Origin of the sequence: Stenotrophomonas sp. ZAC14D2_NAIMI4_6, assembly GCF_003086875.1 — a bacterium.
Lineage (GTDB): Bacteria > Pseudomonadota > Gammaproteobacteria > Xanthomonadales > Xanthomonadaceae > Stenotrophomonas.
The window spans coordinates 291248-316065 of sequence record NZ_CP025996.1 but is presented as its reverse complement, the minus strand read 5'-3'; the positions used below and the strand labels follow the sequence as shown (position 1 = coordinate 316065).

At 67.2% G+C, this 24818-nt stretch carries 24 protein-coding genes and 1 tRNA gene; 8 read left to right on the top strand and 17 right to left on the bottom strand.

The features are described 5' to 3' along the window. The gene (locus C1933_RS01345; RefSeq protein ID WP_108754695.1) at nt 1–1644 is read right to left on the bottom strand and encodes a fatty acid--CoA ligase; all 1644 of its coding nucleotides are present in this window, start codon (nt 1642–1644) and stop codon (nt 1–3) included. 128 nt (nt 1645–1772) lie between these two features. Here C1933_RS01345 and C1933_RS01340 point away from each other — a divergent pair, with 128 nt between their 5' ends. Next, complete coding sequence (locus C1933_RS01340; RefSeq protein ID WP_108748159.1) at nt 1773–2447, top strand: response regulator transcription factor; 675 nt, start codon at nt 1773–1775, stop codon at nt 2445–2447. Between the two features lie 4 nt (nt 2448–2451). Here C1933_RS01340 and C1933_RS01335 read toward each other — a convergent pair whose 3' ends face one another. Genes C1933_RS01335 through C1933_RS01320 form a run of 4 tightly spaced genes read right to left on the bottom strand, consistent with a single transcriptional unit; the run spans nt 2452 to nt 9400 of the window. Beyond that, nucleotides 2452–5787 carry a PAS-domain containing protein gene (locus tag C1933_RS01335; RefSeq protein ID WP_108751879.1) on the bottom strand — a complete coding sequence of 1112 codons (3336 nt, stop codon included), beginning with the start codon at nt 5785–5787 and terminating at the stop codon, nt 2452–2454. A gap of 45 nt (nt 5788–5832) precedes the next feature. Continuing rightward, nucleotides 5833–6315, bottom strand: a complete 483-nt coding sequence (locus C1933_RS01330; protein WP_108751878.1) for a MaoC/PaaZ C-terminal domain-containing protein — start codon at nt 6313–6315, stop codon at nt 5833–5835. Then, a complete protein-coding gene (locus tag C1933_RS01325) occupies nt 6312–7190 on the bottom strand; it encodes an alpha/beta hydrolase (RefSeq protein ID WP_108751877.1) in 879 nt (292 codons plus the stop codon). Before C1933_RS01325 ends, C1933_RS01330 begins: the two co-directional genes overlap by 4 nt. Before the next feature lie 11 nt (nt 7191–7201). Beyond that, the gene (locus C1933_RS01320) at nt 7202–9400 is read right to left on the bottom strand and encodes a TonB-dependent receptor (protein ID WP_234414615.1); all 2199 of its coding nucleotides are present in this window, start codon (nt 9398–9400) and stop codon (nt 7202–7204) included. A gap of 168 nt (nt 9401–9568) precedes the next feature. Between C1933_RS01320 and C1933_RS01315 the strand changes: the two genes are divergently transcribed. Beyond that, on the top strand, nt 9569–10573 hold the full coding sequence (locus tag C1933_RS01315; RefSeq protein WP_108751875.1) for a PHB depolymerase family esterase: 1005 nt from the start codon (nt 9569–9571) through the stop codon (nt 10571–10573). A 46-nt stretch (nt 10574–10619) separates the two neighbouring features. Here C1933_RS01315 and C1933_RS01310 read toward each other — a convergent pair whose 3' ends face one another. Then, nucleotides 10620–10922 carry an addiction module antidote protein gene (locus C1933_RS01310; RefSeq protein ID WP_108751874.1) on the bottom strand — a complete coding sequence of 101 codons (303 nt, stop codon included), beginning with the start codon at nt 10920–10922 and terminating at the stop codon, nt 10620–10622. Nucleotides 10923–10984: 62 nt separating this feature from the next. Continuing rightward, entirely contained in the window at nt 10985–11272 is a 288-nt protein-coding gene (locus C1933_RS01305) for a type II toxin-antitoxin system RelE/ParE family toxin (protein ID WP_108754694.1), read from the bottom strand. Nucleotides 11273–11451: 179 nt separating this feature from the next. Between C1933_RS01305 and C1933_RS20060 the strand changes: the two genes are divergently transcribed. After that, on the top strand, nt 11452–12240 hold the full coding sequence (locus C1933_RS20060) for a hypothetical protein (protein WP_159093927.1): 789 nt from the start codon (nt 11452–11454) through the stop codon (nt 12238–12240). A 79-nt stretch (nt 12241–12319) separates the two neighbouring features. On the opposite strand, the gene C1933_RS01300 is transcribed toward C1933_RS20060, so the two are convergent. The 4 genes from C1933_RS01300 to birA all read right to left on the bottom strand — a co-directional run bounded on the left by C1933_RS01300 (nt 12320) and on the right by birA (nt 14974). After that, nucleotides 12320–12395, bottom strand: a tRNA-Thr gene (locus C1933_RS01300). A 45-nt stretch (nt 12396–12440) separates the two neighbouring features. Further along, nucleotides 12441–13271 carry an SPOR domain-containing protein gene (locus C1933_RS01295; RefSeq protein WP_108751873.1) on the bottom strand — a complete coding sequence of 277 codons (831 nt, stop codon included), beginning with the start codon at nt 13269–13271 and terminating at the stop codon, nt 12441–12443. Nucleotides 13272–13280: 9 nt separating this feature from the next. After that, nucleotides 13281–14012 carry a type III pantothenate kinase gene (locus C1933_RS01290; protein ID WP_108751872.1) on the bottom strand — a complete coding sequence of 244 codons (732 nt, stop codon included), beginning with the start codon at nt 14010–14012 and terminating at the stop codon, nt 13281–13283. Then, nucleotides 14009–14974, bottom strand: coding sequence for a bifunctional biotin--[acetyl-CoA-carboxylase] ligase/biotin operon repressor BirA (gene birA / locus C1933_RS01285; protein WP_108751871.1), 966 nt, complete (start codon nt 14972–14974; stop codon nt 14009–14011). Before birA ends, C1933_RS01290 begins: the two co-directional genes overlap by 4 nt. Nucleotides 14975–15105: 131 nt before the next feature. Here birA and C1933_RS01280 point away from each other — a divergent pair, with 131 nt between their 5' ends. After that, entirely contained in the window at nt 15106–15381 is a 276-nt protein-coding gene (locus tag C1933_RS01280; protein ID WP_108748150.1) for a hypothetical protein, read from the top strand. 8 nt (nt 15382–15389) lie between these two features. After that, the gene (locus C1933_RS01275) at nt 15390–16136 is read left to right on the top strand and encodes a M90 family metallopeptidase (RefSeq protein WP_108751870.1); all 747 of its coding nucleotides are present in this window, start codon (nt 15390–15392) and stop codon (nt 16134–16136) included. A 67-nt stretch (nt 16137–16203) separates the two neighbouring features. On the opposite strand, the gene C1933_RS01270 is transcribed toward C1933_RS01275, so the two are convergent. From C1933_RS01270 to dusA, 4 genes are all read right to left on the bottom strand, one after another. Beyond that, complete coding sequence (locus C1933_RS01270; protein ID WP_108754693.1) at nt 16204–17628, bottom strand: sensor histidine kinase; 1425 nt, start codon at nt 17626–17628, stop codon at nt 16204–16206. A gap of 25 nt (nt 17629–17653) precedes the next feature. Beyond that, on the bottom strand, nt 17654–18337 hold the full coding sequence (locus tag C1933_RS01265) for a response regulator transcription factor (protein ID WP_053520384.1): 684 nt from the start codon (nt 18335–18337) through the stop codon (nt 17654–17656). Nucleotides 18338–18408: 71 nt separating this feature from the next. Beyond that, the gene (locus C1933_RS01260) at nt 18409–18783 is read right to left on the bottom strand and encodes a hypothetical protein (RefSeq protein WP_108748148.1); all 375 of its coding nucleotides are present in this window, start codon (nt 18781–18783) and stop codon (nt 18409–18411) included. A 212-nt stretch (nt 18784–18995) separates the two neighbouring features. Continuing rightward, the gene (gene dusA, locus C1933_RS01255) at nt 18996–19991 is read right to left on the bottom strand and encodes a tRNA dihydrouridine(20/20a) synthase DusA (RefSeq protein ID WP_108751869.1); all 996 of its coding nucleotides are present in this window, start codon (nt 19989–19991) and stop codon (nt 18996–18998) included. A gap of 164 nt (nt 19992–20155) precedes the next feature. On the opposite strand from dusA, the gene C1933_RS01250 reads away from it, so the two are divergent. Further along, on the top strand, nt 20156–20515 hold the full coding sequence (locus C1933_RS01250; RefSeq protein ID WP_108751868.1) for a hypothetical protein: 360 nt from the start codon (nt 20156–20158) through the stop codon (nt 20513–20515). A 143-nt stretch (nt 20516–20658) separates the two neighbouring features. Here C1933_RS01250 and C1933_RS01245 read toward each other — a convergent pair whose 3' ends face one another. Next, nucleotides 20659–20994 carry a hypothetical protein gene (locus C1933_RS01245; RefSeq protein WP_108751867.1) on the bottom strand — a complete coding sequence of 112 codons (336 nt, stop codon included), beginning with the start codon at nt 20992–20994 and terminating at the stop codon, nt 20659–20661. A 28-nt stretch (nt 20995–21022) separates the two neighbouring features. Between C1933_RS01245 and C1933_RS01240 the strand changes: the two genes are divergently transcribed. Beyond that, on the top strand, nt 21023–21331 hold the full coding sequence (locus C1933_RS01240) for a hypothetical protein (RefSeq protein ID WP_159093926.1): 309 nt from the start codon (nt 21023–21025) through the stop codon (nt 21329–21331). Nucleotides 21332–21358: 27 nt separating this feature from the next. Beyond that, complete coding sequence (locus C1933_RS20290) at nt 21359–22264, top strand: XVIPCD domain-containing protein (protein WP_234414613.1); 906 nt, start codon at nt 21359–21361, stop codon at nt 22262–22264. Between the two features lie 144 nt (nt 22265–22408). Here the strand turns inward: C1933_RS20290 and C1933_RS01230 are convergent, their stop codons facing one another. Beyond that, entirely contained in the window at nt 22409–24802 is a 2394-nt protein-coding gene (locus tag C1933_RS01230; RefSeq protein WP_108751865.1) for a peptidoglycan-binding domain-containing protein, read from the bottom strand. Nucleotides 24803–24818: the final 16 nt, after the last annotated feature.

Sequence of the window (24818 nt, the reverse complement as noted above, 5' to 3'; positions counted from 1 at the left end):
TCACGCCGGCGGTGCGCCCCCCTGCGGATCGTGCAGGCTGCGCAGCTTCTTCTTGTTGATCTTGCCCACGCTGGTGCGTTCCAGCGCATTGACGAAGCGTACCCGCTGCGGAATGGCGTAGCGGGAGATATCGCCGGTGCGGCTGCGTGCCGCCACCAGTTCGATGATCTCCGCTTCGCTCACTTCGCTGCCGGCCTGCCGCACCACCAGCGGCAGCGGCCGTTCGCCCCACTTGTCATCGGCAATGCCGATGACCGCCACCTCGCTCACCGCCGGGTGCAGCGCAATGATGTCTTCCAGTGCCAGCGACGAGATCCATTCACCGCCGGTCTTGATCACATCCTTGATGCGGTCGGTCACCCGCAGGTAGCCGCCGCTGTCGATGTTGCCGATGTCGCCGGTATGCAGGTAGCCGCCTTCCCACAGCGCCGCCGATGCGTCGGGATTGTGCAGGTAGCCCGGGGTCAGCCAGGGCGCGCGCACCACCACTTCGCCAGTGGCACTGCCGTCGTGGGCGACGTCCTGCATCTGCGCATCGACGATGCGCAGTTCGACCAGCGGCACCGGAATGCCGGCCTTGGTGCGCAGTGACAGTTCCTGTTCCGCATCGGCCACTGCGTCGGGGTCGATCTGCGCCAGGGTCAGCAGCGGGCACGTTTCAGACATGCCATAGCCGCCGAAGACATCGATGCCGCGCGCCAGCGCCTGCTGGGCCAGCGCACGCGGCAGCGCCGCACCGCCGATGATCACCTTCCAGCCGCGCAGATCGACCTGTGCCGCATCCGGGTGCTCCAAGAGCATGTGCAGGATGGTGGGCACGCAATGCGAGAACGTCACCTGTTCGCGGGCGATCAGCTGCAGCAGCCGTGCCGGCAGGTAGCGCCCCGGGTAGACCTGCTTGATGCCCATCAAGGTGGCCACATAGGGCACGCCCCAGGCGTGCACATGGAACATGGGCGTGATCGGCATGTAGACATCGTCGCGATGCAGGCGGCCCTGGCTGGCAGCACTGCCCAGCGCGGCCATGGCCGCCAGCGAATGCAGCACCAGTTGCCGGTGGCTGAAGCACACCCCCTTGGGCAGGCCGGTGGTGCCGGTGGTGTAGAACACGGTGGCGCGCGTGTTCTCGTCGAAATCGGGGAAGCGGGTAACCGGTGTGGCCGCGTGCAGGCCGGCCTCGTATTCGCAGGCGAAGCCCGGCGGAAGCGGGCCGTCCTCATCGTCCAGCAGGATGCGGGTCTGCAGGTCGGGCAGCTGCTCGTGCAGCGCGTCCAGCACCGGCAGGAAATCGCGGTTGGCCAGGATCACCCGCGCCCCGCTGTGGTTCAGCGTGTAGGCAATCTGTTCCGGTGCCAGGCGGATGTTCACCATCATCAGCACCGCACCCAGCATCGGCACGGCGAAGTAGCTTTCCAGGTAACGATTGCTGTCCCAGTCCATCACCGCCACGGTATCGCCCTGCTTCACCCCCAGCGACGCCAGCAGGCCGGCCAGTTGCCCGATGCGCGCCTGCAGGGTGCGGTAGTCGAAGCGCACGCGGTCGCCGTAGACGATTTCCTGCTGCGGCCGCGTCGCCAGCGGCGTATGCAGCAGCTGCTTGATCAACAGCGGGTAGGCCGGCGCGGCGGCGTGTTCCGTTGGCATGGTGCGCTCCTTGTGGGCCGCATCAGGGCGGCCGGGTTCATCGGCCACACTAGCGATCCACGCAGGCCACGCCAGCGTACCTAGGTACCTGTGCCCGGCCGCAGCGGTTTTGCTAACCTCGCCAGAACATGCCCAGCCTGCTGATCGCCGACGACCACCCCTTGTTCCGCGCCGCCCTGCACCGCGCGGCCGAGGACGCCGTGGCCGACCTTCAGATCAGCGAGGCCGATTCGCTGGAAACCGTGCTGGAAGCACTGGAAAGCCAGCCGATCGACCTGATGCTGCTGGACCTGCACATGCCGGGCAACCACGGCCTGGCCGGGCTGGCCACCATCCGCGCGCTGCAGCCAGGGCTGGCGATCATCATCGTGTCGGCCAACGAAGAACCGCACGTGATCCGCCGCGCGATCGATCTGGGCGCGGCCGGCTACCTGCCCAAGAGTTCCGGCTTGAACGACCTGCAGCACGCGCTGCAGACCGTGCTGGAAGGCGAGCGCTGGATTCCGGCGTTGCTGCGCGAAGCGGTGGCGCGGGTCACGCCGTTCAACAAGGACGCCGACCTGGCCGCGCGCCTGTCCAGCCTGTCGGCGCACCAGTACAAGGTGCTGAGCCTGGTGGCCGAGGGCCTGTTGAACAAGCAGATTGCCGACCGCCTGGGCGTGCAGCTGCGCACGGTGAAAGCGCACATGACGCGCATCATGGAACGGCTGGGCGTGCGCAACCGCGCGCAGGCGATCCGCGTGCTGCACGAAATGGGCCTGACCGATCCCGCGCGGCAGATTGAAGACACCCAGGACGCCTGAGGCCTCAATCCGCCACGCTGGTGGGCGTGGCCAGCAGGTGGTTGATCGCCCAGCGCAGGGCCAGCGGCTTGAAGGGTTTGTTGAGCAGTGACAGCCCCACCGTACGCACGGCCTCGCGCACCTCGCTGCCGGTATCGGCGCTGAGCACCACGGTCGGCCGCGGACCATGCGCGGCCACCAGCCGCTGCCACAGCGCCACGCCGGTATCGCCCGCGTCCAGGTGGTAGTCGAACAACCACAGCGCGGCATCGGCCGCGGCGTTGCCCACGGCGCCCGCATCGGCAACGGCCACCACATCGCAGCCCCAGGCCAGCAGCATCTGCTGCATGGCGTACAGCGCGTCCGGATCGTTGTCGACCACCAGCACACGGGTGCCCTTGATGGCACTGCTGCCGCCGCTCGCGGCCTGCGGGCGCTGGACCACCGGCGGTGTGGCGCGCGCCACGCTGATGGAGAACGCCGAACCGTGGTCGAGCACGCTGTGCAACTGCAACGGTGCATGCAGCAGGTGGGCAATACGGTGGGCGATGGTCAGCCCCAGACCCAGGCCCTGGCCATTGCTGCGGTCGCCGCGGTGGAATTCCTCGAACACGATGGACTGCTGTTCCGGCGCGATGCCGGGGCCGCTGTCATGCACCCCGATCAGCAGCGCCGGGCCGCGACGGCGCACGCCCAGCAACACCCCGCCCTGGCGGGTGTAGCGGATCGCATTGGCCAGGAAGTTCTGCAGGACCCGCCGCAGCAGCAGCGGATCGCTGTGGACCCAGGCCGCCGTGCGCACGTAACGGAACTGCAGGCCACGCGCGGCGGCCAGCACGGCGAATTCCTGCGCAAGCGGGTCCAGCACGGTGGCCAGCGCGAACGGGCGCGGGTCGGGTACCAGCCCACCGGCTTCCAAGCGCGAGATGTCCAACAGGCCCGACAGCAGATCGTCGGTGGAATCGAGCGCCCCGCGGATCTGGCGCAGGAAGCTGCCGAGGAATTCCGAATCGATGTGCTGGGACATGGCGTCGGCCAGCAGCTGGGCCGCGTGCAACGGTTGGATCAGGTCGTGGCCCACCGCGGTCAGGAAACGCGTCTTGGCCACGTTGGCCCGTTCGGCCTCGTGCACCGCCTGTTCCAGCCGCGCGGTGCGGTCCTGCACCCGCCGTTCCAGCGTTTCATTGCTGCGCTTGAGTGCATCCTCGGCGCGGCGGAAGGCGGTGACGTCGGTGAAGGTGGCCACGTAACCACCGCCGGGCATCGGGTTGCCACGGATTTCAACGATGGTGTTGTCCGGGAAGATGCGCTCGGACAGATGTGGGGTGCCGCGCCGCATGTGGGCCACGCGGCGCTGCAGCGCGTGGTCGGGGCTGTCACCGGCCCGCTGGCCGATCTGCAGCTGGTCCAGCGCCCACGCGGTCAGGTCCACCACCGGCCGGCCCACCTGCAGCAGTTCCGGCGGGAAGCGGAACAGCGCGGCATAGCGGCTGTTCCAGGCCACCAACTGCAACTGCGCATCGACCACGCTGATGCCCTGGCTCATGTTTTCCAGCGCGGCCTCCAGCAGGCGCTGGTTGAAGCGCAGCGCCTGGGTCGCCTCGCCCACCGCACGGGTGACCGCATCCAGCGGCGCCGCGCCGCCGTCGCGCGCGGCTTCCACCAGCAGGCGCGCCATGCCGGCGCCGACCACGGCGGTCAGTTCGCGCTCGATGGCGGTCACACGCTCGCCTTCCAGCATCTGCCCGGCATGCCCTTCCATCAGTTGCCGCGCACGTTCCTGGCCCAGGAAGCGCCCGGCCGTGCGGCGCATGGTGGCCGCAGCCACCGCATTGCGCTGGCGCGGCAGCGACGGGTGCACCGCCCGCGCTACCAGCACGATCGCCACCAGGTTCGCGGCCAGGCTGGCGCACATGCTGATGGCGATGTGCCCCGGTTGCAGCCGCACCGACAGCAGGGCCAGCCAGTGCAGGCCATCACCGCTGGCACCCGGCTGCGGCGCCGGCACCACCATCGGCAGCAGCACCAGCCACAGCCACACCAGCGAGCCCACCACGATGCCGGCCATGATGGCCGGCGCCGGCGTGCGCGGGCGGTACACCGCCAGCAGGACCGCCGGTGCCAGCTGCGAGAGTGCGGTGAAGGACATCAGGCCGAAATCGCTGAGCGCTTCGGTATCGCTCATCGCGCGGCTGTACAGCCAGGACATCAGGAACACCGCGACGATGCCGGCGCGGCGCAGGGCCAGCACGCGCGGGCGCAGGTCGGCACCGGCGTCGCCGCCCTGCATGCCGCCCAGCAGGCGCGAGCCCACACCGTGGTTGCCCAGCATGATCGACAGGGTCAGGCCGGACAGGATCATCATGCCGGTGGCCGCGCTCAGGCTGCCCAGATAGGCCACCAGGGCCAGCAGATGGTGGCCACCGGCCAGCGGCAGGCCCAGCACGTACAAATCTGGCGATACCGACGGCGGCAACTGCGCCGCGCCATACAGCGCCATCGGCACCGACGGCAGGCCGATCAGCAGCAGATACAGCGGGAACAGCCAGCGCGCCGTCTTCAGATCGGACGACTGGCGCAACTCGACCACGCCCACGTGGAACTGGTGCGGCAGGGTGAACGCGGCCAGCGCGCCCAGCAGCACCATGGTCAAAAAATCGGGGATGACCGCCGGCGGCGGCAGGGTGACCATCTTCTGCAGCAGCGGCGTGCCGGACTGCTGCACCGACAGCGCGGCATACAGGCCGATGGCCAGCAGCGCCACCAGCTTCAGCACCGATTCCAGCCCCAGCGCCACCACGATACCGCGGTTGTGTTCGGTGGCCGATGCCTTGCGCGCGCCGAACAGCAGGGTGAACGCGGCCATGGTCAGGGCGAACCAGAACGACATGTCCAGCCGCCAGCCATTGGCGGCGAAGTGATCACCCAGCAAGGCACCCAGGCCCTGGCTGACCGCTTTGAGCTGCAGCGCGATGTAGGGAATGATGCCGAACAGCGCCACCACGGTGATGGTGATGGCGAGGCCCTGGTCGCTGCGCAGGCGCGCCACCACCAGGTCGGCCAGGGTGGCACTGTTGTGCTGCTTGGCCAACCGCCCCAGCCGCAGCAGGAACGGCAGGCCGAAGGCAAAGATCAGCGCCATGCCGATCAGCGTGGGCGGCACCGGGAAGCCCCACTGCACACCCTGCGATGCCGCGCCGTAATAGGTCCACGCGGTGCAGTGCACCGCCAGTGACAGGGCGTAGATGATCGGCCATGCACGCGCCAGGCGGTGCCCCTTGCGTTCGCCCCACAGCGCAACGCCGAACAGCAGTACAGTCCACGCGATGCAGGCCAACAGGACGATCGAGGGCGTCAACATCGCTCCAGTGTAGAGAGAACCCGTGGCGCCGTGCAGCGGCCCGCGCTAGGCGGCGACCACCACCAGCGACAGCTGTTCGGCCACCACGGCCACCTGCCCGCCCGGTACCACTTCCACGGTCTTGTGCTGGGTCAGCAGCCACTGGCCGGGCTGCCTCGGTTCCAGGCTGACCAGCCGCGAGCGCACCTGCACCTCGCTGGCGCTGGGCACCGGGGCCAGGAAGCGCACCTTGTTCAAGCCGTAGTTCAGCACGTGGGCGATGCCGGCAAAGCCGGCCAGCGCGGCCACATCGTCTTCCACGGTCAACGCCAGCAGCAGGAAGCCATGGGCGATGGTCTGCCCACCCGGCAGGTCGCGGCGGACGCGCTGCGGATCGACGTGGATCCAGTTGTGGTCGCCGGTGGCATCGGCGAAGGCATCAATGCGGGCCTGGTCGATGCGCCTGGGTGGGCCCAGGCGCTCGCTGGCGGCCCAGCGCCACAGATCCTGCAGGGCCACCGGCAAGGCCTCGGCATGGGCGGTGGTCACCGCACACGCTCCAGCAGAGCCAGGATCGCATCGCGCGCCTCGGGCTCGTTCAACATCGGTGCGTGGCCGACTGCCGGCACTTCCACCAGACGGGCCTGGTCGGAAGTGGCCACCATCTGCCGCGCCACATCAGCCGGCAGGATGTCCGACAGCGCGCCACGCACAACCAGCACCGGCACGCGCGACGTCAGCCCACGGACCGCCCGCCACAGCACCGGGCGCAGCAGCCACAGCAGCCACGGCCGGGTGGTACGGATCACCGCCGGGTCGTAGTCCAGTTCCAGCAGGCCGTCGTCACGCACGCGGAAGGTGCGCTGCGCCATCGCCCGCCAATCGTCGCTGCCGTAGCGCGGGAACGCGGCCTTGCCGATCGATTCCACGTACGCGGTGGCCTGGGCCAGGTCCATGGCTGGCAGCGGCTTGCCGGCGTACTTGCCGATCCGCGCCAGCGCTTCGCGTGGCACCTTCGGGCCGGCATCGTTCAGTACGGCTGCTGCCACGCGCTCTGGTGCGCGCGAAGCCACGGTAAGGGTGACCAGCACGCCCAGCGAGGTGCCGATGAACACCGCCTTGTCGATGCCCTGCGTGCGCAGCAGCGCCACCATGTCGTCGGCGTAGGTGCGCGCGTTGTAGCTGGCCGGATCGGCGGCGCGCTGCGAACCGGCGCGCCCGCGCAGGTCCACCGCCAGCACGCGCCAGCCGGCCGCCGACAACGAAGCGGCCAGCGCATCGAAGTCGGCCGCGTTGCGGGTCAGGCCTGGAATGCAGACCACGGTGCCGCGTGGCGCGGCCCCGGTTGCCGGTGCATGGTCACGCGCATGCAGGCGCAGGCCATCGTCACTGTTCCAGTACAGATCCTGGTAAGACGGCGTCATGCAGTTCACCCCTAGAAATCGTAACGGACGCTCAGACTGTACTGCCGCGGCGGGCCATAGAAGCCAATGAGCGTACCGACCGCCGGAATGTTGTAGCCGGTGGTGCGGTATTCCTTGTCGGTCAGGTTGGTGCCCTGCAGCGAGAACGTCCAGGCATCATCCAGCCGCCAGATGACACCGGCATTGACCAGCCCGTAGCCGTCCTGGCGGATCACCGGGCTCAGGTCGGTGGTCGGCCACACCTCGCTCTGGTAGCTGTAGGTCACCCGTGCGGACAGATTGCCGCCGTTGGCCAGATCGGTGCGGTATTCCACGTTCACCGCGCCGGAGAAGTCCGGAGCGTTGGTGAACTTCATCTGGTCGGCCACGTTGACGCCGCGGTCCATGTACTCGTCGTACTGGGTGTCCAGCCAGGCCAGGTTGCCGGAAATCAGCCAGTGCTGGGTGGGCAGGTACTGGTACTCGATTTCCAGGCCGTTCACCGTGCCCTTGCCGGCGTTGGTGAAGTCACCGAAGAAGCCATCGGCCACGCCATCGCCGTTGGTGTCGATGCCGGTGAACACCGACAGCTGGATGTCCTTGTACTTGTTGTGGAACGCCGACAGGTTCAGGAACAGGCGCTGGGCGAAGAAGCCCATCTTGCTGCCGATCTCGAAGCTGTCCACGGTTTCATCGTCGAACGGCTCGGCCGAGCGCGGCACCGCCACCGCATTGGCGCGGATGTTGTAGCCGCCGGATTTGAAACCGCGCGTGGCCAGGCCATAGACCATCACGTCCGGGGTGATCTGGTAGTCCAGCGAGACCTTGGGCGAGACGTTGCTGAAGTTGGTCTTCTTGTCGAAGTCGGCGGTGACCGCCACCGGCCGGCTGAAGCCAGGATCGGCATACAGGCGGTTGAGCACGATCGCGCGCTTGTCCTCGTCGGTGTAGCGCGCGCCCAGGTCAAGCTTCAGCTTGTTGGTCAGGTCGAAGGTCCAGTCGGCATACAGGGCGATGCTGTCGGTCAGCACCTTGCCCTGGTTGTCGGCGAACTGCGCACTGAAATAGTTGTTCTGGATCTGGCCACCGGCCTCGCCGCTGAACTGATACAGGCCGACCACGCCGCGCACGCGGCCGCCGGCATCGTAGTTCAACTGCAGTTCGTTGCTGATCTGGTCGTCGTGGTAGGTACCGCTCACGTCGGCCAGCTTCACCGGCGTGGTATCGAAATCGACGTTGCCATCGCTGTCCGATTCGCGCTTGGCCACCACGTACTTCAGCGCAACGTCCTCGCTGGGCCGCCAGTTCACCGTGGCCGACGCACCCTTGCTTTCCACGTTGTTGAGGTTGCGCATGCCCGAGCGGATGTCGTAGCGGCTGTCCATCGGCTGGAACGCCGGCAGGAACGGGTTGGGCGCCAGCATCTTCGAACCGCGCATGCCGGATTTGTCGTCGATCCAGTCCAGCGCGAACTGCACATCGAAATCATCGCCGGCGTAGGCACCCAGGTTGAAGCGCGCCGCGTTGATCTGCTTGTCGCTGACCGGCTGGCCGTTGAAGGTGTTTTCGCCGAAACCATCCTGGTTCATGCTGGCCACTGCCACGCGCGCGCGCAGGCCGCTGTCGGCGCCGCCGATCGGGCCGCCGATGGCCGCCTTGGCGTCCAGCTGGCTGTAGTTGCCCACGGTGATCTGTGCGAAGCCTTCGCTCTGGGTGGGCAGGCCACGCGAGATGTACTTGATCGCACCGCCGATGGTGTTCTTGCCGTACAGCGTGCCCTGCGGGCCGCGCAGAACTTCGATGCGCGAGACGTCGAACACGTCCAGCAGCGCACCCTGCGGGCGAGCGATGTAGACATCGTCCAGGTAGATGCCCACGCCCGGGTCGGCGCCCCAGGTGGGATCGGACTGGCCGACGCCGCGGATGTACGCGGTGACCGTGCTGCTGGCGCCGCGCGCCGCGTAGATGGTCAGGTTGGGCACCTGCGCGTCCAGATCGCTGATGTCCTGCACGTTCATCTTGTCCAGCGCTTCGGAAGTGAACGCGGTGACGGCCACCGGCACTTCCTGCAGGGTCTCTTCGCGCTTGCGCGCGGTGACCATGATGCTGTCCAGGTTGGTGGCGGTGGCCGCCTTGCCCGCGCTGGGCGCAGGCTCTGCCGCCTGCTGGGCCAGTACCGGCCCGGACACCACCAGCGCGCCGATCATCAGGCTCAAACAATTCCGTTTCATTCGCTCCTCCCCAGTGCCACGCGGGTGGCCCACGCCGCCCATCGTGCCAAGGCTAGCGGTGCGGCCGGGGCCCGGCGAGTGGACCTAGGTCCAGTCGGCAGCCCGGGCCGGATCGGGATACTGGGCGCGCCGTCACCGGCGGCCATCGCGCACGCACCAGGAGCTGGCATGAACGCTGTCATCGATTCGATCAGAGCGGCAGGGCGGGCGTTGTGCCTGTGCCTGGCCATGGGCGCAAGCGCTGCGGCGGCGGGCGCCGAAGGGCATTGGGATGCCGGGGTGTACGGCAACCTGTTTGGCAGCCGCGAGTACCAGGTCTGGGTGCCGGCCGGCTACCAGACCAGCCAGCCGCTGCCCGTGCTGCTGGTGCTGCACGGCTGCGTGACCGGGCCCAACCTGATGGGCGAGGCATCGGGCTTCAACGAGGTGGCCGACAGCGAGGGCTTCATCGTGGTGTACCCGCGGCAGAACGTGACCGCCAATGGCGGGCGCTGCTGGAACTGGCAGTTGCCGGTGAACCAGGCGCGCGGCAGCGGCGAGGCGTCGATCCTGGCCGGCATTGTGGGCGCGGTGAAATCCGCTTACAGCGTCGACCCGCGCCGGGTGTATGTGACCGGCATTTCCGCCGGCGGAGCGATGACCTCGATCATGCTGGCCTGCTATTCGGATGTGTTCGCCGCCGGTGCGGTGCATGCCGGTGGCATGTACAAGGGCGCGACCACGGTATCGGGCAGCGCCTATGCGCTGCTGGCCGGCAGCATCTACTCACCTGACAGCAACGGGCGGCTGGCATGGCAGTGTTCGGGATCGCCATCGCCGCGACCGCTGCCGGTGCTGGTATTCCATGGCAGCGCCGATACCACGGTGAACCCGGTGAACGGCCAGCAGGCGGTACGCCAGTTCCTGCAGACCAACGATCTGGCCGACGACGGCCTGGACAACGATTCGGTGGGCACCACGCCAACCAGCATTTTCAACGGGCAGGTGCCGGGCGGGCATGCCTATACGGTCTACAGCTACCAGTACGGCGGCCGCACGCTGGTGCAGCACTACGTGGTGCAGGGCATGGGGCATGCGTGGAGCGGCAGCACCTCGGGGCTGCCGTTCACCGATCCGCAGGGACCGGATGCCACGCTGGTTACCTGGTTGTTCCTGAGGGATCAGCAGCGCTGAGGCAATGCAACCGCTTGCGCTGCACACGCTGCGCCGGCGCGACTCGTCACAGTGCACTCGCGTGCAATTGCACACCGAGTGCGCGTGTCACCTTGAGGATCGTGGCGAAGTCCGGACTGCGCTCGCCCGAAAGGGCGCGGTACAGACTCTCACGGGACAGGCCTGCGTCGCGGGCGACCTTGCTCATTCCCTGGGCACGGGCGATATCGCCAAGTGCCTTGGCGATGAATGCGGAGTCGCCATCACTTTCGGCGATGCATGCGTCAAGGTAGGCAGCCATCTCTTCGGGCGTACGAAGGTGCTCGGCAACATCGAAGGTCGCCGCTGCGGTCTTCTTGCTGGAACTCATGGTGTAGTGCTCCTGTCTGGCCTCGCCGGGCTCTACGGTTGTTCCGGTCGCAGCGCCTCGCCTTAGAGGTCGAGGGCCAGCGCCTTCGCTTTCTGAATGTCCCGCTGTTGGGAATTTTTGTCTCCGCCAACCAGCAGAATGACCAACGTCTTACCGCGCTGCGTGTAATACACCCGGTAGCCAGGTCCTACATCGATGCGCAACTCGGAGATACCGTCTGTCAGATTCCGGTGGTCCCCAGGGTTCCCCTCGCCCAGCCTGCGGATCCGGGCCAGAATTCGAGCACGTCCGGCCACGTCTTTCAGGTCGTCGATCCATGTCGCGAACTGGGAAGTGCGCTTGATCTCCACGGCAGAACTGTAGCCCATAGGCTACACGCGGTCAAGAGTCCTGCGATCGTCCTGTTGTCTCTTGAACTCGAGGACCGCCGGTGTGTTAATCACTCAACGCCGAGCGTGGGCACGGAAATGACAAGTCGGTTGATTCACCGGAGCGGGCACGTCAGTCCCCGCTTTCATGCGGAGAAGGAATGCACAGGATCGCAAGCTTCCTGGTCAGCGCCTGCGCCATGGGTCTTGCAGGCTGCGCGACCACCACACTGCCCAAGGGCGTTGCGTCATCGGGTTACACCGAAGTTGTTTCGGTACCTATTGGTCCTCTTCGCTACTTCCACACAGCTTCCTTACTGCCTGGTCGAACCGACGTAGGCACCACTCATGCCCACCTCTGTGCAAACACTGAGCGGAGTATCAGCCTGCAGATCGCGGATGGGCTTGGGATCGCTGCTGAAGATGTCTGTTCACGGATCGATGCGGCGGCGGCCTTGGCCGAGTCATGGATACCGGCAGCCTCGAACAGCTATCGGGTCCTGCTCGTGCCAGAAGGCACTGCAGGGACGATACGGACAAGATCGCTTGGCCGCTTTGCGACAGGTAGGACACTTGCACTTGCATCGCACGTCTACGGCGATCAACCACAAGCCTTCGCGAATCTGGTTGACCTGGTTGCGCATGAGAGCCTTCATGCATTGGGGTACGCTACCAAGCATCCCCGAGCGCGCGACGAAAGAAGTGCCTATTACGCAGGGCTATGTGCCCAACTCAAGATCAACGGGCTCATCAAGGGAGAGAGCTTGCCCGGAGCCCCACTTGCTTCAGGTGATCGGGCAGTACGCATCTCGTCGCAGCAGGCCTATCGTGTGCGGCTTGAGACCTATCCGTTGCTGGTGGACGGCACCATCCGGCTTGGAACGCCATCCGGCGAGTCGATGCTGCAACGCTGCCAGCAGATCGGAAACGAGCTGATTCGGCTGCAGTAGGCCTAGGTGCGAAAAAGCCAGCGCACTGCGCTGGCTTTTCTGGCTGCCCCCGCTTCCGGGGCACATGGTCAATCCCAGGTGGTGCCGCTTATCCGAATCGAACGGATGACCTACTGTTTACAAGACAGTTGCTCTACCAACTGAGCTAAAGCGGCATGGGGTGCTGCGCCGGCGGCGCCTGGCGCGGCCGGGACCCGATTCTAGCGCAGTCGCGTGCAGTCCAGCGACCGTTGCTGTGCGGCGGCGCTGCGCTGCTGCACCTGGGCCGGCTCGCTGCCGCTGGCCAACTGCCCTTCCAGCCACCACTGCCCGGCTTCGCCGCTGGCCACCAGGCGCGGCTGGAAGCCGGCGGCCTGCACGGCAGCCATGCGCCGTTCAGCGCCTTCGCGGTTGCGGTACTGGCCCAGGGCAATGGCATTGGCCTCTTCGCCCTGGCCGATGATGTAGTAGTCGCTCAGCCCGGCGGCGACGATGCGCTTGACCGTGGCCTGTGCGTCATCGCGGCTGGCCGCAGCAGGCAGCAGCACGCGGTAACGGGCACTGCCGCTGGCGGCCGGCTGTTCGCGCAGGCGGGCGGGCGCCAGCAGGGAACCGGTGCGGCCCTGCGCGGCCACGGCGGCGGCGCGGTCGGCAAACGGCCCCAGCGCGATGCAGCGTGGCGGCGCGGCCGGCTTTTCAGGCGCAGGCTTTTCCGGCGCGGGGGTTTCAGCGACCGGCGGGGTCGGTGCGGCGGGCTTGGCCACGGCGGCCAGCGGCGCGGCGGCGGTGGGCGTGGGCGCAGCAGCCGGTGCGTCAGCAGGCGCCAGCGCGGCGCCCGGCGCGGCTTCGCGCGCTACCAGCGCTTCGGTCGGCGCGGCAGCGGTCTGTGCCACGGCCACCGCGTCGGTGCCGCCGGGCAGCCAGCGCAGTTCGGCCACGCCGCTGGGCGGCGTTGGCGCAGGTGCGCGCGTGGGTTCGGTTCGCAGCAGCCACCAGCTGGCGACCCCCAGGTTGAGGATGGCCAGTACGACAATCAGGGCACGGGTCAGCATGCGCCGATACTAGCCTGCTGCCGGGTGCACCGCCCAGCGGGCCAGGCCATCGAGCACCAGCGACGGGTGGTAGTCAGCGCTCGGCAGCAACGGCATCAGCGCCGGTGCGCCGCCGCCATGCACCAGCAGCGCCGGCGGCATGCCCAGCAGCGTTTGCGCCTGCTGCGCGCTGCGTTCGATCAGCGCAACCGCTGCGCCATCGCAGCCCGACGCCAGCGCATCGGCGGTGTCGTTGGCGAATTCGCTGTAGTCGCCGCCGGTGGCCGGCAACTGCACGGCCCGCGCATGCAGGGCTTCACGCATGGTGGTGGGCGATGCGGAAATACGGCCGCCGTGGTGCTGGCCGTTGCCATCCAGCAGGTCCAGGGTAAGCGCGGTGCCTACGCCGACCACCAGCACCGGCCGTTGCGCGGTGGCCGCTGCCAGCAGGGCCAGGAAGCGGTCCACGCCGAACTTTTCCGGCTTCGCATAGGCAATGCGCACGCCCGCGCATTCGGCGCTGGTGCGCACCACGCGCACTTCGTCGAAGCGGCGCTGCAGCTGGTCCAGCATCGCGGCGGTAAGCGACGGTGCGGCCACGCTGGCAACGAAGGCGACGCGCCCGCTGGGCAGGCTGTGCTCGGGTTGCGCGGCCATGCCTTCGGCGCCGTGCGCCCAGGCCTGCACATCGCCGGCACGGTTGCCCTGCAGCGGCGCGAACTTGAAACGCGAATTGCCCAGATCGAACAACCAATCGCTCATGCCGCCCTCACGCTGACTTCGCCGGCGTGCAGCAGGCGCTCGCGGCCATCGATGCGCACGCGCAGAGCACCATCGTCGGCCAGGCCCAGCGCGGTGCCGTGCTGCCATTGGCCATCCAGTTCCACACGCACCTCCTGGCCGGCCAGCATGTCCAGCGCGGCATAGCGCGGCAGGAACGGCGCCAGGCCGTCGCGGTCGAAGGTTTCCAGCGCCGGCAGCAGGCGCGCCAGCACGGCGGCCACCACCTGGTTGCGGTCCACCACGGTGCCGGCCAGCGTATCCAGGTCCACCCACGGCTGGGTGATCTCCTCACCGAAGGCAGGCGGCATATGCACGTTGATGCCGATGCCGATGACCGCGCGCGCCGGGCCGGCGTACTCGCCACCGCCTTCGGCCAGCAGGCCGACCAGCTTGCGACCGTCCACCAGCACATCGTTGGGCCACTTCAGCTGCGCCTGGGTGAAGCCCAGATCGTGCAGCGCTTCGGCCACGGCCACGCCGGCCACCAGGCTCAACCCGGCCAGACGGCCCAGGCCGCCTTCGAACAGGCGCAGCACCGACAGGTAGACATGGGCGGCCAGCGGCGAGGCCCAGCTGCGGCCACGACGGCCGCGGCCACCGGTCTGGCGCTCGGCCAGCAGCACGCTGACCCCGCGCACGGGCGCGCTGCAGCGCAGCAATTCGGCGTTGGTGGAGTCCACCGTCCAGGCCACCTGCAGGTCGTGCAGCAGGGCCTGGGCGTCGGCAGGCAGGCGGCTGCGGATGGCCTGGGGGTCGAGCAGCTCCAGCGCCCGGGTCAGGCCGTAGCCCTCGCCCGCGCGCCCCTGGACATCCACACCAGCGGCTCTAAGTCCTTGAATCCGCTTCCAAATGGCGGCCCGGGTCTGGCCCAGCTCACGGGCCAGGGCATCGCCGGACAGGCGACCGGCAGCGAGTTTGGCCAGCAGTTGGCGATCGTCCACGGCAGTTTCCGTCAGGTCAGGCAGGAATTATGCGGGAAAGGCCGGGCAGGCGCCCGCCGGGGGGCTTCCACGGCGGGGCCGGGTTCGGGCTATGATCGGGAACTCACCTCCCCTTAACGTGGATGTCGTCAATGCGCCGTTATGCCCATTGCCTGATCCTGCTGACGATGCCCTTCGCGGCGTCTGCAACGGCAGCGCTCGATGACAGCCGGGGTGCCTGTGTGTATTCGGCGGGGGATGCCGCTTCACAGCGCGCGCCCAGCGCCGCGCCCACCAGCGCAGCGGCCAAGCCGGCGCCGGTACGCCCTGCGGCCAGCACCACCACCGGCGGTGGCGGCGATGACGATGTGCTGCCGCGCATCCGCGCACCGAAGTGGCACAGCTACCTGCCGGGCATGTTCCGCTGATCAGGTCGTTGTTGCAGTGGCTGCGGCCGACGCCGCGGCCGATCGAAGATGCCCATTGGGATGATGCCTGCCAGCGCGCGGCGTGGCTGCGCGGCCTGGATGATGCGCGGCGCGCGCGCCTGCGCGTATTGGCCACGCGCTTCCTGCACGAAAAGACCCTGACCCCGGTCGGCGGGCTGCAACTGCAGGTGGCCGACGGCGTGCTGCTGGCGGCGCTGTGCTGCCTGCCGTTGCTGGAATTTGGCGAGGTGGGGCTGCAGGGCTGGTCGCAGCTGATCATCTACCCCGATGCGTTCCGCGTGCACCGCAGCCACATGGATGCGGCCGGCGTGCTGCACGAATGGGATGACGAGCTGATTGGCGAAGCGTGGGACAGCGGTCCGCTGATCCTGTCGTGGGCCGATGTGCAGGCCGACCTGGCCGCGCCGCACGACGGCTTCTGCGTGGCGGTGCACGAGATGGTGCACAAGCTGGATGCGCTGGACGGGGCGATGGATGGCACCCCGCCACTGCCGCGCGACTGGCAGCGCGAATGGGCAGCCACGTTCCAGCAGGCCTACGATGCCTTCTGCGCGCAGGTGGATGCGGGCGTGGAAACGCTGATCGACCCGTATGCGGCCGAGGCCCCGGAAGAGTTCTTCGCGGTGGCCAGTGAATACCATTTTTCCGCGCCGGATCTGTTGGCCGAGGCACTGCCCGAGGTCGCCGCGCATCTGCGGCGGTTGTATGGCGCGCCGCCGGCGATGGTCGGGTGAATCATCGCCCAAGGCCAAGAGCAGTCGAGCATGGCTCGACTCTACAACGCAGCGGTAGCGGCGGGGATCACGGGCCCGGCGGCAGGCGTACTTCGAAGCGGGCGCCGCCCAGTTCGCTGGAACGGGCCACCAGCAGTTCGCCGCGGTAATCCTTGATCAGGTCCTGCACGATCGACAGACCGATGCCGTGGCCCTGCACGCGCTCATCGCCGCGCACGCCACGCTGCAGCACCTTGCCGATGTCATCCGGGGCAATGCCCGGGCCATCGTCGTCCACCGCCAGCAGCAGGCCGGCGCGGCGCGCGTTCGGCGCCGGCAACGGCTGGGCGGTCAGCAGCACGCGGCGCTTGGCCCATTTGAAGGCGTTTTCCAGCAGATTGCCCAGCAGTTCCTGCAGGTCGCCCGGCTCGCCGTGGAAGCGCGCCGCCGGGTCGATGTCGAATTCGCACAGCACGCCCTTGGCGGCGTAGACCTTTTCCAGGCCACGCACGATTTCTTCGGCGTTGGGTTCGATCGGCAGCGGTGCAGAGAACAGCTTGTGGCCCGACGATGCCGCACGCGCAAGCTGGTAGGACACCAGGTTGTTCATGCGCTGCAGCTGTACGTCCAGTTCTTCGCGCAGCGCATTGTCGCCGGCACCGCTGTCCATCTGCGTGCGCAGCACGGCAATGGGTGTCTTCAGGCTGTGCGCCAGGTCGGCCAGGGTATTGCGCTGGCGCTCCAGGTTCTCGCGCTCGCTTTCAATGAAGGCGTTGATGCTGTCGGTCAGCGGCTCCAGCTCGCGCGGGTGGCGTTCGCTCATGCGCTCGGTTTCGCCGCGCTGCACCTTGGTCAACTCGGTGATCACCCGCCGCAGCGGGCGCAGGCTCCACTGCAGGATGACCGTCTGCAGCAGCAGCAGGATCAGGCCGATGCCGCCCAGGTAGAACCAGACGCGGCTGCGGAACACGCGCAGCTGCGCACCCAGCGCGCGCGAGTCTTCCATCACGTAGATGGTGTACGGGAATTCGGTGGCCGGATCGGCGTCGGCGTCCCACACCAGGCCCAGGCCATAGCGGTAGACCGAGCCCTGGCTGCCATCGATCTGGATCATCGGCAGCGGGCCTTCGAACGCTTCCTGGCGCGGCGCCAGCAGGCCACCGCCCACGGTGGGCAGCATGGGGCCTTCGGCGGACATGGAATTGCCCTTGCCGTCGGGCATCACCACCTGCAGGTACAGACCACTGCCGGGCACGTCGAAGCGCGGATCCGGCGGCTGTTCGCGGATGTACAGCGAACGGTCGCGGGTGAAGTCGATGCCGGCCGCATAGGCGGTGGCGTAGTTCTTCAGGCGCTCACGCAGGTTCGCCTTCGCCGTATCGGCGAAGGCGGCGTCGAGCGCGTAACCGGCCAGGGCCAGGAACGCGACCAGGCCCACGGACGCGGCAAACGTCTGGCGCGCCTGCAGTGAGCGCGGCCGCCAGCGTCGGAAGAACCACAGACGGCCGGACATCATGCTATCGCCAGGGTGAGCCGGCTCAGCCCTCGTTGCGCGGAATCGCGAAACGGTAGCCGCGGCCGCGCACGGTCTCGATCGGCTTCAGTTCGCCGTCCGGGTCCAGCTTCTTGCGCAGGCGGCCGATGAACACTTCCAGCACGTTGGAGTCGCGGTCGAAATCCTGCTGGTAGATGTGTTCGGTGAGGTCGGCCTTGGAGACCAGTTCACCGGCATGCATCATCAGGTATTCCAGCACCTTGTACTCGTAGCTGGTCAGGTCCACGTTGCTGCCGCTCACGCTGACCGTCTGTGCCGCCAGGTCCAGGGCCACCGGGCCGCATTCCAGGGTGGGCTTGCTCCAGCCAGCGGCGCGGCGCAGCAGCGCGTTGACGCGGGCCAGCAGCTCTTCCACATGGAACGGCTTGACCAGGTAATCGTCGGCGCCCTGCTTCAGGCCTTCGACCTTGTCCTGCCAGCTGGAACGGGCGGTCAGGATCAGGACCGGGAACTTCTTGCCTTCATCGCGCAGGGCCTTGATCAGCTCCATGCCCGACATCTTGGGCAGGCCCAGGTCGATGATGCCGACGTCGAACGGCACTTCGCGGCCCATATAGAGGCCTTCTTCGCCGTCCTGTGCTGCATCGACGGCAAAACCTTCGCGCTTGAGCCGGGCTGCCAGGGTCTCACGCAGCGGGGCTTCGTCTTCGACCAGAAGGATACGCATGAACTCTCCCTAGTGTGCTGGGTGTGGCCCGCAGGCCTGTGGGTACGGGGTGATGCGGCAACTATCCCTGTTCAGGGGTTATCGCCGCGTAGTGATGACATATCCGACCGCGGCGTGCGCGGCTGTGAACGTGCCGGGGCGGGATCGTCCATGTAGCGGACCCGGCCCCGGTCGTCCATGTATTTCACCCGGTTGATGTCACGACCATCGAACGGCACCCGCTCGGCGCCCAGGATGTGGCCGCCGGTGGTGCGCTGCACCCGGCGCACGGCGTCGGACAACGAGCGTTCGTCGCCACGGCCACCGCGGTCGCTGCGGTCCATCATCTCCGCCCGCCCCTGGTCGCCGCGCGGCGGCTGTTGTGCCAGCGCCGAAGACAGCGGCGCAGCAGCCAGCACCACGAAGGTGGCCAAGGCAAAACGGCGGTGGAAGGGAGCGGAAGACATCGAAGCGATCCTAGCCGAGCACGGCAATTTGTTCAAAAGTCGTAAATCCGGGGATCGGGCGCCAGGCCCGACCTTTACAAATCTTTTGCAAATTCTTGGTTTTGCGCAGTGAATCCGGTCTGAACTTTTCCGGGACCGCCTCCGCTTCGTTCATCTAAGTGAACATTCGGGACGAATCAACTGCGCTTGTCAAGTCAGGAATGTGACTGCAATCACGCTGCGGCGCGGTCGGCCTCGCGCTCGGTCACCGCCAGCGCCTGCTCGATCAGCGCCCAGTCGGCGCCGGGGCGGTGTGCGCCCTCGCTCAGCACCTGGCGGAACGCGCGGCCACCGGGCTGGCCGTGGAACAGGCCCAGCAGGTGGCGGGTGATGTGCTTCAGCGCCAGGCCTTTGTCCAGGCGTGCCTGCACGTAGGGGCGCAGCGCGCGCAGCAGGTCGCCGCGCGGGCGTAGCGGCGCGCCGGTGTGCAGCGCCTCCAGCTGATGCAGCAGGTAGGGGTCGTGGTAGGCCGCGCGGCCCAGCATCACGCCATCGACGTGTGCGGCCTGGGCCTGCACCGCGTCCACCGTTGCCAGGCCGCCGTTGATGACCACCGGCAGCGCCGGGCGCTCCTGCTTCAAGCGGTAGGCCCAGTCGTACTTCAGCGGCGGCACTTCGCGGTTTTCCTTCGGCGAAAGGCCCTTCAACCAGGCGTTGCGCGCGTGCACCACCACCATCGCTGCACCGGCCTGCACCTGGCGATCGACGAACGCGGCGAACACCGCGTAATCGTTGTCCTCGTCCACGCCCAGCCGGCACTTCACCGTTACCGGAATGTCCACCGCCGCGACCATGGCCGCCACGCACTCGGCCACCAGCTCCGGTTCGCGCATCAGGCAGGCACCGAAACGTCCGGCCTGCACGCGGTCGGACGGGCAGCCGCAGTTGAGGTTCACTTCGTCGTAGCCCCACTCGGCGGCGATGCGCGCGGCCTGCGCCAGCAGGGCCGGATCGCTGCCGCCCAACTGCAGGGCCAGCGGCTGTTCGCTGCCGTCGAAGCCGAGCAGGCGCTCGCGATCGCCGTGGATGACGGCGTTGGCGTGCACCATTTCCGTGTACAGCCGCGCGCCGGGCGCCAGCACGCGGTGGAACACGCGGCAATGGCGATCGGTCCAGTCCATCATGGGGGCGACGGACAGACGGATATCATTCAAATTCAACGATTTCATAGACTTACCATCAATACTGGCACCCGGAAGCGCCCCAAAATTTCCCGATACTTCCCGTGTTTTCCCGCACATCTGCACCATTGGTGTGCCAGGCACGCCTTGGCACAACACGGGCTGGCACACCGATGGCGACACCGCAGAACCGCACAGGCCGGTGACGCGCTATGGTGCGCCGCAAGAGCCACAAAGGCCAAACCTGGACCTTCCCTACCAAGACGGCCGCCAAGACCTGGGCGGACCGCGTGGAGCGGGAACGCGCCTGCAAGAGAGCCTTTGCCACATCCCGGCCAGGCAGCGCATCGGCGGCGACCACAGTCCGGCAAAGGGTCATTATCCCTGCTTGTTCGCCCGCAACCATGAACGTAGCGCTGGGCTACCTGTCGGAGCTGCTGAAACGGGCTGCCCACAAGAAGGGCGCGAAGCTGCTCGCGGACCCCGTCCCCGAGGTTCGGCCCGAGTCGTTGCACCGCGCGGTACTGCAACCTGAGAAATCACCCGAGGACTCTGTAGCGCCGGTTGCTTGAGTGCCCAGTGCCACGTCTGACTCTTCAGCGCACCGCCCAGCTCAGTAGCATGCGCGCCCTCAAAGAGGCCATCACATGGAACGGGACCGGTACTACTCGCTGCAGATCCTGCGCGGCCTGGCGGCCATGGCCGTCGTGGCTTTTTATTTGAGGGGGGCGATATCCAGTATCTGCCGGGGCCGGGGCTGCTTGACGGAATTGCCCTGTACGCCGATGCCGGCGCGGATCTCTTTTTTGTACTTTCCGGCTTCGTCTTGACCACCATCACCGCTGGCCACCGTCATGGGGCAACGGCGGACGATGCACTCAGACATATCCACCTTGACGTAATGAATCTTGTCTTTGCTTGCGCGAAAAATGCACAACATGTTTAGATCGCGGCTCATGGATGGACACAAGAGAGTCGTTGTGGACATGTCACCCAGGAAGCCACGCCAACCGGCATTCAAGGCAATGGCAATGGCAGTTCTTTTCGTCATCACCCTTCCCGCATGTTCAGGAGCAAGGATGAATCCGGTTTATCCGCAATCGATGGTCGAGCCCATCAGCGTTCAAGCGCGCTCAGCAACCGAGATCGCACTGCGTTACAAGGTCCGGCCTGAAAGCAGCCACTACTCCGGCGGCGTGGATTACGAACGCGTCGGCGACACGTTACGCGTGGTCATTGGACGCTGCGCAGTGGGTGCCCCCTGCGAACCCATGGCCAGATCGGTGATCCCACTGGATGACACGTGGCAGGCGGAAGTACACCTCCCCTACGATGGATCACGGGTGGTCGTTGTGCATTCCGACGGTGAGAAACAGGTCTATCCCTGATCACCGTGCACACGCAGGAGGATACGGATGTCTGATCAAGAGAAGCAGCCCCAAGAGCGCGTGGTACTGGGCATCCATACGAACACGAAGCCCGGTGCGCCCCTGATTGATGGGCACGCCTGGCTCACCATCACCCGTGACGGCAAGACCGAGGCCTACGGGCTGTGGCCCGCAAACCATCCGCGCTTCGGCAAGGAGACGACGCCGCCCGCCACCGACATCCGTCGCGGCATCGAGGACAACTTCGACGCAACGGCAAGCCGATATTACGCTTTGTCCTCCGAACAGTTGCGCGAGTTCGAGGCAGCATCGCGTGAAAAGGTAACCTGGGGTTATTCGAATACCTGTGCATCATGGGCCAGCGATACGGTGTATCGCGTTACCGGCGAGCGCGTGATCGCGTCCGAGATTGGTGGGCTGACCGACACCCCACGGGAAATCCGCGAAAGCATAGACGCACTTGAGCGACAGCAGAACACGTCCCGCGATGCCCCCCGTGAACCTGTCGACGCACCGAAGGAACGTGGCTCGTCATCCAGCTCACTTTCCATGGAAGGAGATCGAGAGATGCTGCAGTCCATCCGCAAGGGCGTTGCTGGTATCGACCAGCAGCACGGCCGTGAGTTTGATCCAACCAGCGAACGCCTCTCCGCCAGTCTGTTGGCAACGGCCAAGAGCAACGGCCTGGAACGCGTCGATCACGTCGTGCTGGGTAATCCGCCTACCAACGGCTCTGGGCAGCGCATGTTCGTCGTGCAGGGCGAGCTCGACAACCCGGCACATCAGCGCGCATCGGTTGCGATCAGCGAAGCGATCAACACACCCGTGGAGGAGTCGCTCGCCAAGGCCGAGCAGATTTCGCAGGCACAGCAACAGATTGCCCAGCAAGACCACGCCCAAGAGCAGACGCGAGCCGCGATGCGCATGGGGTAGGAGTAGTCCACCGCTCATGCAGATGGCCACCCTTTCCCTGCTTTCTGCGATTACGGCAGCAGCCTGGTTCGCGGCGCCGGCCGTTGGCCGCCCACGGCCGGCGCCAACCGGCCGTGCCCAGCGTTCGCTGCAGGCCCCGCTGCTCTACTGCGCGCGCCCCTTCAGCTGCTCCTGCTGCTGGTCCTGCGCGCGCTGGTTGAACTGGCTGTCCAGTTCCGCGCTCTGCCGGGTGCTGGCTTCCACCGACTGGGAAACGGCCTGCTGGCGGTCCACGAAGGCGCGCTGCGCGGCCGGGTCGCCCAATGCGCCCTGCACCGCGAACAGCCCGCTGCCATCCGGGCGCGCGACCACATGGTCGATCTGGCGCATGCCGGCCACCTTGCTCTCGTAGGCCAGCTGGCCGGCGGCACGTTCGGTTTCCTGTGCGCTGCCGAACAGCGGGCACAGCCCGGCCTGCGCGCGTTGCTGCTGCAGCGCCTGCAGCTTTTCCAGGGCCTGGCTGAAACGCGGGTTCTCGGCATGGCCAGCGTCGCGCATGCTGGGCGCGGCCGCCGCAGCGGCAGGTTCGGTACGTGCCGGTTCGCTGCGCGCCGGATCGGTGGCGGCATGCGCCCCCGCCTTCACCGCAGCCGGGTCGGCCAGACGGGCCAGGGTCAGGCGCCCTGCCTTGCCGTCGTCGTCCAGGCCGTTGCTGGCCTGGAACTGCTTCACCGCCGCCAAGGTGTCCTTGCCGAAGATGCCATCCACGCCCAGTGCCGTGCCGTCGGCCGCGGTGTAACCCAGCGCCGCCAGCTTGCCCTGCAGCGCCTTGACCTCATCGCCGCGCTCGCCCTTCACCAGCATGCCGTCGGCCATCGGCGCCGGCGCTGCGCTGCGTGCGGCCTGCGCGGCGTCGGGGCCCTGCGCATGCACCTTGCCGCCCAGAGTGATGCGGTCGTTGAGCATGTCGCCCAGGTAGCGGCGGAACTGCTCGGGTTCCACTTCGATGTGCGCGTGCACGGCCTTGGTGCCTGCGTTCGACTGCTTCACCAGCGGCGCGCCGTACTCGACGAAGTCGCCGTTCTTGTACGGCGAGGACCCCACCGCGCCGTGCAGCACCTGGCCAACCAGTTCGCGCCGCGGATCGCCGGCGGGGTGGCTGTAGATGGCGATGCCGTTGGTCGGGTCCTTCAGGAACTGCACGTAACCGGCCACCGGCGTGGGGATCATCACGTCGCGGTTGGCCAGGCGGTCGGTCAGGATCAGGTCCTTGCGCACCAGCGGAATGCCGTTCCGGTCGCCGCTGGTGCGGATGTTCTCCATTTCGCCTTCCACCATGCCCGACTGCCGGTCGGCCTTGCTGGCATCGCCGGTACGCACGGCTTCGGCATTGGTGTTGGGATGGTGGATCTTCAGCAGGCGATAGGCCGCCTCCCCGCTCATGCCATGGTCCAGCGTGCGGTTGCTGGTGACATTGCCGTACGGTTCGACCACCGTGATGCGGCCACCCCCAGGTGCAGCGGCCACGGCAGCAGCAGGGGCCGCTGCCTGCGCGTGGCTGCGCTCGGCTGCCGGCGCACGCGTCTGCGTACCCGCGCCAAGCGCGGCCAGCGTATCGCGGCCGGCCTTGCCATCTTCCTCAAGCCCGTGCGCCTTCTGGAACTGGCGCACCGCATGTTCGGTGTTGCCGCCGAAATCGCCATCGGGGTTCAGCGCCTTGCCGTCCTTGCCGGTGTAGCCGGCCTGCGCCAGCTTCTGCTGCAGGGCCTGCACTTCGGCACCACGCTCGCCCTGCACCAGCACGCCGTCGGCCATGGCTGCGCGCGCAGCATGGCCGCCACGTGGGCGATGCAGCGGCTCGCCGAACGCCTGCTCGTAGGTCTTGCCCTGGTAGTCCTGCGGGTGGCGATTGACCTGCTCGTAGCGCGCCAGCCCGACCAGATCCGCCTTTTCATTGAGCGTGCGTTCGCGCAGCGCAGGCCATTGCGTGGGTGAGCTTTCAAAGTGCCTTTGCACATTGTCGTGCTTGTAGTCCTGCACCGCGCGTACGATCTGTTCGTCGCTCAGCTCTGACAGCTTGTAATCGTCGCCGTAGGCCGCCTTCAGGCCGTTGACGAAGACACCGCGGGTCATGTTGCGGTACTGCACCGAGGTACTCCACAGCGCGTCCTGCACCGCCGGGCCACGACCCTGCAGATCCACGCCCGCGTCCTTCAGGCGATCCAGCTGCTTGTCGTAGTACTGGTGCTGGATGAAGTCGTGCTGGTCACTGGCGAAGGCCCCCTTGTCGCGCTCGGCGACCTCTTTCCAGCGATCGTTGAAGGCCTGGGTGGCCGGCACCAGGCCACGGAACTCGGCACCGTAGCGCGAGCCCGCCAGGTATTCGTCCACCCCGCCCACCGCGCTGGCGAACTGGTAGGTGCCATAGGACACGCCGCCGTGGTCGCCCCTGCCGGAGGAAATCCAGCCGGGCCCGCGATTGCTGGTTTCATAGCTGGCAGAGGTCTGGCCGCGATGCCAGCCGTCGATCGCCTTCTTTGCGTCGGTCACCACGTCCATGCTGCAGGTCTCCTTA

Excerpts from the sequence above, each read along its gene's own strand:
- C1933_RS01345 (WP_108754695.1), bottom strand. The coding sequence starts at position 1,644 with ATGCCAACGGAACACGCCGCCGCGCCGGCCTACCCGCTGTTGATCAAG.
- C1933_RS01340 (WP_108748159.1), top strand. The coding sequence starts at position 1,773 with ATGCCCAGCCTGCTGATCGCCGACGACCACCCCTTGTTCCGCGCCGCC.
- C1933_RS01335 (WP_108751879.1), bottom strand. The coding sequence starts at position 5,787 with ATGTTGACGCCCTCGATCGTCCTGTTGGCCTGCATCGCGTGGACTGTA.
- C1933_RS01325 (WP_108751877.1), bottom strand. The coding sequence starts at position 7,190 with ATGACGCCGTCTTACCAGGATCTGTACTGGAACAGTGACGATGGCCTG.
- C1933_RS01320 (WP_234414615.1), bottom strand. The coding sequence starts at position 9,400 with ATGAAACGGAATTGTTTGAGCCTGATGATCGGCGCGCTGGTGGTGTCC.
- C1933_RS01315 (WP_108751875.1), top strand. The coding sequence starts at position 9,569 with ATGAACGCTGTCATCGATTCGATCAGAGCGGCAGGGCGGGCGTTGTGC.
- C1933_RS01310 (WP_108751874.1), bottom strand. The coding sequence starts at position 10,922 with ATGAGTTCCAGCAAGAAGACCGCAGCGGCGACCTTCGATGTTGCCGAG.
- C1933_RS20060 (WP_159093927.1), top strand. The coding sequence starts at position 11,452 with ATGCACAGGATCGCAAGCTTCCTGGTCAGCGCCTGCGCCATGGGTCTT.
- C1933_RS01295 (WP_108751873.1), bottom strand. The coding sequence starts at position 13,271 with ATGCTGACCCGTGCCCTGATTGTCGTACTGGCCATCCTCAACCTGGGG.
- C1933_RS01290 (WP_108751872.1), bottom strand. The coding sequence starts at position 14,012 with ATGAGCGATTGGTTGTTCGATCTGGGCAATTCGCGTTTCAAGTTCGCG.
- C1933_RS01280 (WP_108748150.1), top strand. The coding sequence starts at position 15,106 with ATGCGCCGTTATGCCCATTGCCTGATCCTGCTGACGATGCCCTTCGCG.
- C1933_RS01270 (WP_108754693.1), bottom strand. The coding sequence starts at position 17,628 with ATGTCCGGCCGTCTGTGGTTCTTCCGACGCTGGCGGCCGCGCTCACTG.
- C1933_RS01265 (WP_053520384.1), bottom strand. The coding sequence starts at position 18,337 with ATGCGTATCCTTCTGGTCGAAGACGAAGCCCCGCTGCGTGAGACCCTG.
- C1933_RS01260 (WP_108748148.1), bottom strand. The coding sequence starts at position 18,783 with ATGTCTTCCGCTCCCTTCCACCGCCGTTTTGCCTTGGCCACCTTCGTG.
- dusA (WP_108751869.1), bottom strand. The coding sequence starts at position 19,991 with ATGAAATCGTTGAATTTGAATGATATCCGTCTGTCCGTCGCCCCCATG.
- C1933_RS01250 (WP_108751868.1), top strand. The coding sequence starts at position 20,156 with ATGGTGCGCCGCAAGAGCCACAAAGGCCAAACCTGGACCTTCCCTACC.
- C1933_RS01245 (WP_108751867.1), bottom strand. The coding sequence starts at position 20,994 with ATGACGAAAAGAACTGCCATTGCCATTGCCTTGAATGCCGGTTGGCGT.
- C1933_RS01240 (WP_159093926.1), top strand. The coding sequence starts at position 21,023 with ATGAATCCGGTTTATCCGCAATCGATGGTCGAGCCCATCAGCGTTCAA.
- C1933_RS20290 (WP_234414613.1), top strand. The coding sequence starts at position 21,359 with ATGTCTGATCAAGAGAAGCAGCCCCAAGAGCGCGTGGTACTGGGCATC.
- C1933_RS01230 (WP_108751865.1), bottom strand. The coding sequence starts at position 24,802 with ATGGACGTGGTGACCGACGCAAAGAAGGCGATCGACGGCTGGCATCGC.